General features: G+C 66.1%; 11 protein-coding genes. 2 read left to right on the top strand and 9 right to left on the bottom strand.

What is annotated here, in order from left to right; all coding sequences use genetic code 11:
- From A5673_RS07425 to A5673_RS07385, 9 genes are all read right to left on the bottom strand, one after another.
- Positions 1-694, bottom strand: a 694-nt coding sequence (locus tag A5673_RS07425) for a hypothetical protein (RefSeq protein WP_068229242.1), incomplete at its 3' end; no start/stop codon positions are given.
- A gap of 35 nt (positions 695-729) precedes the next feature.
- The gene (locus A5673_RS07420) at positions 730-1,695 is read right to left on the bottom strand and encodes an MlaD family protein (protein WP_068229239.1); all 966 of its coding nucleotides are present in this window, start codon (positions 1,693-1,695) and stop codon (positions 730-732) included.
- A complete protein-coding gene (locus A5673_RS07415) occupies positions 1,692-2,735 on the bottom strand; it encodes an MlaD family protein (protein WP_068229236.1) in 1,044 nt (347 codons plus the stop codon). The genes A5673_RS07420 and A5673_RS07415 overlap by 4 nt, the downstream gene beginning before the upstream one ends.
- Positions 2,732-3,889, bottom strand: a complete 1,158-nt coding sequence (locus A5673_RS07410; protein WP_068229233.1) for an MlaD family protein — start codon at positions 3,887-3,889, stop codon at positions 2,732-2,734. Before A5673_RS07410 ends, A5673_RS07415 begins: the two co-directional genes overlap by 4 nt.
- A gap of 1 nt (position 3,890) precedes the next feature.
- On the bottom strand, positions 3,891-4,922 hold the full coding sequence (locus A5673_RS07405; protein ID WP_231970922.1) for an MlaD family protein: 1,032 nt from the start codon (positions 4,920-4,922) through the stop codon (positions 3,891-3,893).
- Entirely contained in the window at positions 4,913-5,923 is a 1,011-nt protein-coding gene (locus A5673_RS07400) for an MlaD family protein (protein WP_068229227.1), read from the bottom strand. Before A5673_RS07400 ends, A5673_RS07405 begins: the two co-directional genes overlap by 10 nt.
- Positions 5,920-6,957, bottom strand: a complete 1,038-nt coding sequence (locus tag A5673_RS07395; protein ID WP_068229264.1) for an MlaD family protein — start codon at positions 6,955-6,957, stop codon at positions 5,920-5,922. Before A5673_RS07395 ends, A5673_RS07400 begins: the two co-directional genes overlap by 4 nt.
- 8 nt (positions 6,958-6,965) lie before the next feature.
- The gene (locus A5673_RS07390; protein WP_068229224.1) at positions 6,966-7,826 is read right to left on the bottom strand and encodes an ABC transporter permease; all 861 of its coding nucleotides are present in this window, start codon (positions 7,824-7,826) and stop codon (positions 6,966-6,968) included.
- Positions 7,826-8,824: an ABC transporter permease gene (locus A5673_RS07385; protein WP_082958595.1), complete on the bottom strand. Its 999-nt coding sequence runs from the start codon at positions 8,822-8,824 to the stop codon at positions 7,826-7,828. Before A5673_RS07385 ends, A5673_RS07390 begins: the two co-directional genes overlap by 1 nt.
- 212 nt (positions 8,825-9,036) lie before the next feature.
- Here A5673_RS07385 and A5673_RS07380 point away from each other — a divergent pair, with 212 nt between their 5' ends.
- Positions 9,037-9,765 (top strand): N-acetylmuramoyl-L-alanine amidase, encoded by a 729-nt coding sequence (locus tag A5673_RS07380; RefSeq protein ID WP_197518318.1) that lies wholly within the window; start codon positions 9,037-9,039, stop codon positions 9,763-9,765.
- Positions 9,766-9,860: 95 nt separating this feature from the next.
- On the top strand, positions 9,861-10,091 hold the full coding sequence (locus A5673_RS07375) for a hypothetical protein (protein WP_068229221.1): 231 nt from the start codon (positions 9,861-9,863) through the stop codon (positions 10,089-10,091).
- Positions 10,092-10,135 lie beyond the last annotated feature (44 nt).

The following is a 10,135-nucleotide window of genomic DNA, read 5'->3' as shown; positions in this document are numbered from 1 at the left end:
TTACGCCGGGGACTCTCGGGACGTCAGCATGCTCGGCCGGCGGGATCTGCTGCTCGATCGGCGGGTGGGACCCGGTCTTGGGGCCGATGTCGGAAACCTGCCAGCCATTGCCCACCTTGTTGACGGTGACCTGCAACAGGATGATCGAGACCTTGGGCGTCGGGTTCTGCAGATTGCGGGTGGTTTGGTGGGCCGACACCACCACCTGGTAGACCCCGCCGGGCTGCGCGACCGGGTCGACGGCCAGCACCTCACCGGTGGAGGTGACCTGGGCCTGCAGCATCACGCTTTTGAGCAGATCGCTGGCGTTGACGTATTTGTCTTTGAGCTGCTGCGACACACCGTCTTCGACGGAGCGGAAGAAGGCATCGGGGTCTTCGAAGGTATAGGTCAGCGACTTCAGCGCGTAGTCCTTGGCCAGCTGCGACACGGTGTCGCGATCGGCCTGCTGTCGACGGAGCTCCGCGAGCTGGCCGGTCACCTGGCGATACTTGACGAACCCGACCACGCCGCCGGCGAGCGCCGCCGCCACGAGTACGGCCGCGCCCCATCGCTTCGGGCTGTTCGGCCGCAGCCTGAACTTCGGCGACCGGTCGGGGCGCGCGTCGTCGTCGGGGGCCGCCACGTCGTCGCCGGCCGCCTCGCGCTCGCTGTCGTCCGTCTTTTCGTCTTCGCTGATAGCTGAGTTTGTCATGCCCGTTCTTTCTTTGCCGTAACTTCGTTCGCCGATCACCGGTGCCATTCGGGCACGTTGAGTTGGACCCGCATGCCGCCGGTGTCGTTGAACGTCGATTCCCAGAAGTCGAGCCAGTGCCCGGCGTCGACCTTGATGTCGTGTAGGGGTGCGACCGCGGGTTCCAGGACGGTGGTGAAGGTGCTCAGCGGGCCGGCCAGCATGTCGAGCCACCGGCTGAGCTTGGCCACCAGCACCCCGGCCGGATCGTCGGGGCCGACCACCCCCACGCCGGTGTGCGAAAGGGTTTCGATTTCGTGGATCATCCGCAAGAACGCCGGCACCGAGCGGGGAAGCAGCTTGCCCGTCTCGCTGATCACTTCGCCCGCGTCGATGTCGCCCAAGTTGGTGGTCATCGTGGCGACGTTGCTGAACAGCGTGGCCAGCAGTTGCTTGTCGTCGTGGATCACCTTGGCGGTCAACCCGGCGGTTGTGGCAAGGGAATCGACGGTGTCGTCGTTGCCGCCCAACGCCGCCGAGACGTTGTCGATGATGGTGTGCACCTGGTCGAGGTTCAGCGCCGACATCAGGGCATTGGCCTTGGTGAGCAGGTCGGCGCCGGTTACCATCGGCGCGACCCGGTCCGCGGGAATCACCGTCCCGTCGCTGAAGTACGGCGGCGCAATCAGTTTCGGTTTGAAGTCGATGTATTGCTCGCCGGCCGCGGAGAGGTTTTCGACGCTGATCGCGCTGTCGGCGGGCACCGGGTGCGCGCGGTCGAGGTCGATCGAGACCGCCAGCCCACTCGTCGTGGTCTCGATGCCCGTCACCCGGCCGACCCTGATGCCGCGCATCGTCACCTCGGAGGTGGGCATCAGGCCGCCGGAGGTGTTGAGCATCAACGTGAGCCGGGTGACTTGCTTGGTGGGGCTGATGTCGAGCACGCCGATCGACATGTAGGCCGCGCCGGCCAGTGTCATCACCGCCAGGATGGCCAGCGTGGCGCGGGCACCGAATTTCATGGCAGCATTCCCATGCTTTGCATCGCCTTGACTGCCGCATCGGCCTTGTCGGCCGGATCGACGCCCTCGTGCCCGGTCGGTGGATGCAGTTCGGAGACAATGTATTTCGGGCCGCCGTTGCGGAAGAAGCCGAGCAGCTTGTAGTGCAGGAATGCGATCAGCTTGTCGGCGAGCACCGGAATGGTGGTGTCGAGGGTTGCCACCGTTCCGACCATCGGCGTGAGGTAGGACAGCATTTGCATGATGTCGCCGGTGATCGGGTTGGTGAGTTCGCCGCCGAGCATGCTGACGTCCCGAGAGTCCCCGACGACGTTGAGGATCGCCATGGTGATCGCCGACAGCCCCTGGAGCTTCGGCGGGCCCTCGGTCACCAGCCGGTTGAACACGCCGGTGTTGGCCGCCATGTTGGTGGTGATGTTGTCCATGCTGGACAGGATGCCGTCGATGGTGTCCTGGTTGGCCGCAAGGTCATTGAGGACACCGGCGAGGGTCTGCTGCATCCGGGTCAGCTCGGCGGGGTTTCTCGGGAACGCCTTGTTGACGTTGACGACGGTGCTTTGCAGCGTGCCGATCGCGCCGCCGGCCACCAGGTTCGACACCGACCGCAAGAGGTCTTCGACGTTGTCGGCCGGGGCGGTGTTGCGCAAACCGATGGTGCCGCCGTCGCGCAGCACCGGCACGCCCCCGGCCCGATCCTCCGGCGGCACGAGCGCGATGTAGATGTCGCCGAGGGGGGTGGCCTGGCGCAGTTCGGCGCGAGTGTTGCCGGGAAGCTTTGTGTCGCCGGCGATATCGACATAGGCAACCGCCGTGGTGCCGTCGAGCTGGACGTGGTCGAGCACGCCGACCTGCACTCCGCCGGAGTCCACCTTGGCCCGGGCGGGCAGGTTGAGCACGCTGGAGAACTGGATCTTGATTCGGTAGGCGTGCTGCGGGCTGTACGCTCCCGGAACCGGCAGCCGGGTCGGATCCAGTGAGCACGCCGCCGTCAGGCAGATCGCCAGTGTAGCCAGCAGCACGCGCATCGGTCGTCGGGTCATGACAGCGCGGCCCCCAGGATGAGGTCGGTCAGCCCGAGGGTGACCGGATCCGACGCGGCGCCCGACGCGCACGCCGACGCGGCGCCGGGGACGTTGCGCTGCCGCAGCTCCTCGCAGATGGCGCCGGCCTGCGACGGCGAAATCGCCACCTGCGGCGGAATATAGGTGACGTTGTGGGTTCCCCACGCCGGTTCGTAGATGTCGCTCAGCCAGTGACTGAACTGCGGCCACGACTTGATCATGGCCATGATGGCCGGGGTGTGCCTGGTCAGCATGTCGCTCAGCCAGCCGATCCAGTGGTCGAGCCTTTGATAGACCCGCGGCCCCCACCGGTTGATCGCCTCTACCAGGATGGGCAGCAGGTGGGACAAACGGCTCATGGCCGCTCCGAAGTTGTCCGACAGGCCTTCGACCAATTGGGTCGTGGCCGGAAGCGTTTGGACAAAGCCCGCGAAGCTGTCCCAGTTCTTGAGGAAGTCCGAGGTGAGGATCTCGCTGTTTTCGAACAGCTGCCGGTAGTCGGCGTCGGCCTTGTAGGGGTCGGCGAGCATGGTGACCAGGTTGCGCAGCGTCTGGTTGAGCCCCGCCCCGGTCCCGTCCAGCGAGCGGCTGGCCGCGCGCAGGCTGTCATTGATCGCTTGCACGCCCGGCGCCCGGGACGGGTCCTGGCCGCGTTGAGGTTCCATGATGGCGTCGGCGAGCTTGCCTATGGCAGTGAATGTTTCGCTGATACTGATCGGGGTCTTGGTGGACTTCAGCCCGATGCACCCCGGCCCGGTGAATTTCGGGCCCGAGGTGTAGGGCTTGGTCAGTTCGATGTGGCGGTCGGTGACAATCGATTGCGAGTAGGTGACCGCGCCGACGTCGGCCGGTAGGTCAAGGTCGGTGGGCACGGTGAAGTCGACCTCGACGTGATCGGCCTTGTTGACGATCGCGGTCGTCGTGCCGACCTCGATACCCAGCAGTGCCACCTTGTTGCCCGGATAAAGCCCCACCGCGTCGGTGAATTCCGCGCACATCGCGCGGGTGCGTTCGGGCATCACCATCTTGGCGCCGAAGACCACCGCCGCCGCGATCGCCGCGACGACGGCCACCGCCGCGGCGATACCCCACGGGGAACGCAGCCGCGAGCCGACCGCCGACACCCTGCTCATCTCAACAGTTCCTCATGATGTTGGGCAGGCACAGGTCCTGTCCGGGGACCAGCCGGCTGTGTTTGTCGAAGACGACCCCGTTGCCGCTGAGCATCGGCAACACGATGTTCAAGCTCTGCCCCAGGCCCTCGAGCGCCTCGCCCCACCGCTCGGGATGGGCGTTCAGCGTGTCGGTGATGTCTTCGAGCCCGTTGACAACGGGCCCGACCTCCCGGCCGTAAAACACCACGATGCGATCCATGATGCGGGCCAATTCGCTGAACAGGCCGAAGAACTCGACGATGTCGACCGCCTTCGAGGTGTAGGACTGGCCGATGATGTCCAGCTGCTCGAACAGCGTGATGAGCTGCTTACGTGCGGCGACCGTGGCCCGCAGGCCGTTGTTCGTGAAGTCCAGGCTGCGGTGGAAGTCGGCGGTGGACTTGCTCATCGACGTCGTCAACGCATTGGCCGACCGGAGCAGGTCGCGCACCGCGTCCGGAAACTTGTTGGCTGCGTTGGCGACCTCGGTGAACGTGTCGTGGATGACGTCGCCGTTGACTTCCTTGATCTTCGGGGTTGCCGCCTGAATGATGTCGTTGACCTCGAACGGCAGCGTGACCCGTTGCGGCGGAATCACGTTGTGACCCAGCGGCAGAGCGCCCTTCGGGTCGAGCGCCACGTAGTGGCCGCCCAGCGGGGTCAGCAGCTTGACGTCCAGCGTGGATTCCGACCCGACCATCACCGAACGCTCGACGTCGAACTTCATCTCGACGACGGCGCCGTCGAGCCGGACGCCGGTGACCTTCCCGACCGGGATGCCGGCGATACGAACCTGGTCGCCGGCACGCACACCGCCGGAGTTCGACAAACGCGCGACGTAACCGGTCTGGCCAGTCGGATTCAGGTAGGCCATCGCGGTGGCGGCCAACGCCGCGACGATGACGACGACGCCGACGATGCCGTGCCGGCGACTGCGGACCGCGGCGGCGCGCTCGTCGAGCACCGGGCGCCGCCGTCGTACGCTCTTGTCCCCGAACAGCATTACCGGCATACCACCAAGTTCTGCTGCGCGAACGATACCTGCCCGATACCCGGCAGGGTGACTTCCCCGTGCGAGCAGGAAAACGCCGGCCTGGCGGGCTGGTCGTCGGCCAGCCAGTCCCGCATTCCCTGGATCAGCGACGGCGCGAGGGACAGGCCCGCGATGATCGTCGCGGTCTGCGGCCACATCCGGCTGGTCAGGTCGTAGAGCGGAACCGTCGTCCCGTCGAAAGTGTGCTCGGTGTATTGCAGGATGTGGGTGGTATTTCGCAGCACGGGCAGCCCGATGTCCATCGCCGCGCGGAACTCCTCGGCCTTGGAACCGAACTTCGTCACCACGTCGTTGAGCGTGGCGATGAGGTGAAACAGTTGCTGCGATTTGCCGCCCAGGTCCGCCGAGATCGCGCTGAGGTTGCGGAGCACCGCGGTGATGACGGCCTGGCGGTTCACCGCCAGCTTGGAAATGACGTCGAGGTCGTGCAGGAACGGGCCGATGCCGTTCTCATCGCCCTGGATCAACCGCAGCAGGTTCTCGCCCAGCAGGTTGAACTGGGCCGGGTCGAGGGTTTGAAATATCGGCCGAAAGCCGTTGAACAGCTTGGCCACATCGAAGGAGGGAATCGTCTGTCCGAGGCCGAGGGTGCCCCCGGCCGGCAGCCGATGATCCGGTTTGGCCGGCTGGATGAGTTCCACGTAGCGCTGACCGACCAGCGTCTGATAGCGCACCGCGGCAACGGTGTTGGCGAACACCGGGTGATCGTCTTGCGCGGTGAAATCCACCTTGGCGATCCGGCCGTCGAGGCGGATGGTTTGCACCTTGCCGACCTGCACGCCGGAAATGCGCACGTCGTCACCGGCGTAGAGACCCGACACATCGGAGAACGCCGCGGTGTAGCGCGAAACCGCCCCGGTGACGGGACTACGCAGGGCGGTCAGCACGATGAGCGTGCAGACCACCGATACCGCGGTGAAGATGGTCAGCCAAATCACCGATTTGGTAACGCTTCTCATCGGCCGCCCCCCTGGGGCGCGGGCGGCGGGGGCGGTAGTGCCGCAGCCAGTCCCGGCATAGCGTCCAGGGTGACCTCGATCTTCATGCGGACCTTGCCGTCGATGATCGGAAACGCGGCACTGGTGCGGTCCAGCAGACCCGAGAGCCGGTCATAGACCGGCGCCTGGCTGCCCTGCAGGTATGACAGTGGCAGCAAGACGTCCATCATCGATTTCATGAACGGCGCGAGCCACGCGATGTTCTTCGCGAAGATCTGGTCGGTATTGAAGAGGAGCTTCGCGGTCTGGTCCAGGATCACATTCATGCGCTCGACCCCGTCGGGATGGGCCAGAAACTCCATCCCATTGAGGAGGTCATACGCCAATCCGATGAGCGGGATGGCGTCGCTGGCGCCGTTGACCACCGAGGCGAACACCGACAGCGACCGCGAGAACGGCACCTTCTGGGCGTCGACGAGCATCTTGATCAGGTCGAAGTACGACCGGGTCACGGGCTCGGTCAGGTCCGCGTGCCGGCGCACTATCTCGATGATGTGGTCGACGTCGGGCGAGTCCACCATCTTGCCGATTTTCTGCCCCTGACGCAGCAGCCCCGTGATGGAAGTCGACCGGACGTTGGCGCCGATCAGCAGCGTCTGATTCGCCCTCAGCCGGGCGCCGGCGCCGCTGCTGACCAGTTCGACCGCGGCGAGACCGAAAGTGTTGGACGACATGAAGTTGGCCGTCGTGTCGGCGGCCAGGGCCCTCGCCTGGCGCGGCTCGAGTTCCACCGTGATCTTCTGACGGTTGTATCCGGCCGATTGCACCGTTTTCACCGATCCGATCGTCAGCCCGCGGAACTTCACCTCCGCGCCCGGCGTCAGACCCTCACCGATCGAATCGGCCACCACCGTCAGCTTGAACGTGTCGTCGTAGCCGCCGTTGCCCAGCTGATACAGCGCTACGCCCGCGATGCTCAGCGCCAGCACGGCGATCAGTCCGCGGATCCGCAACGAGCGCGAAGTGGGCGCCCGCGCTCCTTGGTCGGGAAACATCGGCACGCTTACCCCGATATCCGGATGCCGGGGTTGTTGCCCCAGAACAACAGCGTCAGGACCATGTCGGCGGCGACCACGGTGACGATGCTGGCGCGGATGGCCCGCCCCGAGGCCCGCCCGACGCCCTCGGGGCCGCCGCTGGCGAAGTAGCCCTGGTAGCAGTGGATGGCGATGATCAGCGTCACGAAGATGACGGCCTTGAGCACCGAGAACACCACGTCGGACGGGTGGATGAACGAGTCGAAGTAGTGGTAGTAGGTGCCCGAGGACTGCCCGTGCAGCACGTTGACCACCAACGCGCACGACACATAGCTCAACGCCAGCGTCACCACGTACAGCGGGACGATGGTGATCATCCCCGCGATGACCCGGGTAGTGACCACGAACGGGATCGACTGGATGCCAAGGGCTTCCAACGCGTCGATCTCCTCCGAGATTCGCATGGCGCCGATCTCGGCGGTCATGCGGCACCCCGCCTGCGCCGCGAAGCCGATTCCGGCAATCATCGGCGCCATCTCCCGGGTGTTCGCATACGCGGACACGAACCCGGTCAGCGGGCCCATCCCGACCATGTCGAGGGCCCCGTATCCTTCGATCCCCACCGAACCGCCGACCGCCGCGCCCATGAAGATTAGTACGCCGATGGTGCCGCCACCGACGATGAGCGACCCGTTCCCCCAGATCATGTCGACCAACAGCACGCCGGTCTGGTGCCGGTAACGCTTCAGCGTGTGGGGAATCGCGCCGAGCACCTGGAACAGGAAGGTCACCTGGTAACCGAGGCGCTGAATCACCGAGTCACCCCGGCCGGCGACCCAGGACGAGGCCCGCAGGGGCATAGGCAGGTACCGTGCCGGCGAAGCCATCAGCCCACTCTTAGCGGCATGGACATCGACAGCCCCTGGGTGATCAGCAGGTTGAGGACGAACACCGCCACGATGCCGATGACCACGGAGGCGTTGACGGCGTCGGCCACGCCGCGCGCACCGCCCTTGGCCTCGAGACCACGCTGGCAGGCCACCAGGATCACCACCACGCCGAACAGCCACGTCTTGAGGACGGCGACGATGACGTCGTTGACGCTGGCGAAGGACGCGAACGACGCGATATAGCTACCCGGGGTGCCGGACTGGAAGCCGACGTTGATGGCGTAGCCCGCCGCCAGCCCCATAAAGATGATGAAGGAGCACAGCACCGGCGCCACGATCACGATCGCCGCCAGCCGCGGGGTGACCAGCCGCTGCACCGGGTCGATGCCCATCACGCGCAGCGCGTCGACCTCTTCGCGAATGGTGCGGGCGCCGAGGTCGGTGGCGACCGCGGACCCGGCCGCACCGCCCAGTAACAGCGCGGCGACGACCGGGGCGCCCTGCCGGATGACCCCGAGGCCGCCGGCGGCACCGGAGACCGACGAGGCGCCGACCTGCTGGATGAAGTTGCCCACCTGCACCGCCACGATGACCCCGAACGGGATGGACACCAACAACGCGGGTATCGCCGTGACGCTGATGATGAACCAGGCCTGGTTGAGCGTGTCGCGCCAGGGGTGCCGCAACCTCATCAAGTCCCTCAGCAGATACGCGAAGGACTGAGCGGCCAGGTCGAAGAAGCGGCCCAGCGTCTGCAACGAGGAGTCGAGCTGGTTGACGCCGTACCGCAGCGGCTTGCCCAGCACCGTGGCAAAGCGGCGGCCGCCCGCTGGCTCTGCGGCAGCGCATCGATCTTCCGGCTCGGCGGCCGTCAGCAGGTCCGAGAGGTATTCGCCGTTGGTGGTGGTGCTCGCATCGACGTCGACAGAGACTTCCTGGTCTTCTGTCTCAGTGGCTGGTTCGGCCGCTGTCGCGTCGTGGACACCTGCGGTCAACGGCAAATTCCTTCCTGATCGCTGTCAGGACTTCGCCCCCAGCAAAGATTACGCGTGTTTGACGTGTGTTTATCAGCGGTAGGTGCGTTCTACCAGCGGCAGCGGGGGTCCGGTGGCGGAAGCCAGTGAGTGTGACGTACGTCACATCCTTGTTGGATGCGTGCGGTCTGAGGCCTTGACCGCATCGAGCGCGGAGGGGAGGTTCAACGGGTATGCCCGCACCCGACCCGCCCGGCGAACTCCCCGGCCTGCTCGACCGCCGTCAGCTCCTCACGCTGGCCGGTGGTCTCGGCGTGGCGTCGGTGCTCGGCGCATGCTCGACGTCGACGACCGGTGTCCGGCTGACCGCCGCGACCTCGGCTCAGCTGCTGTGCCGAGACGCCTGGGGCGCGCGGGCCGCCCGCCCCGGTGGCAAGCCGCACACCATCACCCGCATGACGCTGCACCACGAGGCCGTCGTCCTCGGCGACAACCGCAACGCCCCCGAACGCCTCCGAGCGGACCAGCGGTACCACCAAGACCAGAAGGGCTGGATCGACATCGCGTACCACGTCGGCGTCGACCGCAACGGCAACATCTACGAACTGCGGAGCACCGAAATCGCCGGCGACACCGCGACGGACTACAACACGACGGGCCATTTCCTGGTGCTCTGCGAAGGCGACTTCGATCAAGAGGCGGTGTCGGAGGCCCAGCTCAATGGAGCGGCTCTCGCGTTCGCGTGGGCCGTGCAGAACTTCCGCATCGCGACCGACACGCTGGCCGGCCATCGCGACCTGGCCCAGACGTCTTGCCCCGGCGCGAACCTGTACGCCCATCTCACCTCGGGTGACCTGAAACGCCGCGTCAACGAGCTGGTGTCCGCCGGTCCCGTGGATCTTCAGCGCTTCTGCGGACCCGACGCTGCGGCACGGGTCGCGGCCATCGAGGCGGGCAGCTGACCAACGAGCCGGGAGGCGGCGAACGAAATGTTTGCAGTCATCTAAAGCGGGCATGGCTCTGAACGGTTGACTGCATCCACTACGAAGGGGCCAGCGTGTCGGTCACACATCTCAGCGGTTTCGGGACCGCTTGTCAGGAGGCCGTGCGGGCGGTCCTACACGCCATCACCACCGGCGGGGAGGAACGCCGGGGACACCTCTCCGACGCGAAGTTGGCAGTCAACGAGGCCTTACGCTCCGCTCATAGCGGCGAGGAATGGTACCTGGCCGAGCACCTGCGCCAGGGGATCAAGGACGTGGAGACCCGACTGCGGGACGCTTCGTAGCCGCCTCGCGTCTCGCCCGCGATCGCGACGGCGAAAGTCCTTGT

This window comes from Mycobacterium sp. E3198 (genome assembly GCF_001667015.1).
Lineage (GTDB): Bacteria > Actinomycetota > Actinomycetes > Mycobacteriales > Mycobacteriaceae > Mycobacterium.
Note: the sequence above shows the minus strand (reverse complement) of the source record. Positions and strands in the feature narration are given on the sequence as shown.

Excerpts from the sequence above, each read along its gene's own strand:
- A5673_RS07390 (WP_068229224.1), bottom strand. The coding sequence starts at position 7,826 with ATGGCTTCGCCGGCACGGTACCTGCCTATGCCCCTGCGGGCCTCGTCC.
- A5673_RS07415 (WP_068229236.1), bottom strand. The coding sequence starts at position 2,735 with ATGACCCGACGACCGATGCGCGTGCTGCTGGCTACACTGGCGATCTGC.
- A5673_RS07380 (WP_197518318.1), top strand. The coding sequence starts at position 9,037 with ATGCCCGCACCCGACCCGCCCGGCGAACTCCCCGGCCTGCTCGACCGC.
- A5673_RS07400 (WP_068229227.1), bottom strand. The coding sequence starts at position 5,923 with ATGAGAAGCGTTACCAAATCGGTGATTTGGCTGACCATCTTCACCGCG.
- A5673_RS07420 (WP_068229239.1), bottom strand. The coding sequence starts at position 1,695 with ATGAAATTCGGTGCCCGCGCCACGCTGGCCATCCTGGCGGTGATGACA.
- A5673_RS07410 (WP_068229233.1), bottom strand. The coding sequence starts at position 3,889 with ATGAGCAGGGTGTCGGCGGTCGGCTCGCGGCTGCGTTCCCCGTGGGGT.
- A5673_RS07405 (WP_231970922.1), bottom strand. The coding sequence starts at position 4,922 with ATGCCGGTAATGCTGTTCGGGGACAAGAGCGTACGACGGCGGCGCCCG.
- A5673_RS07395 (WP_068229264.1), bottom strand. The coding sequence starts at position 6,957 with ATGTTTCCCGACCAAGGAGCGCGGGCGCCCACTTCGCGCTCGTTGCGG.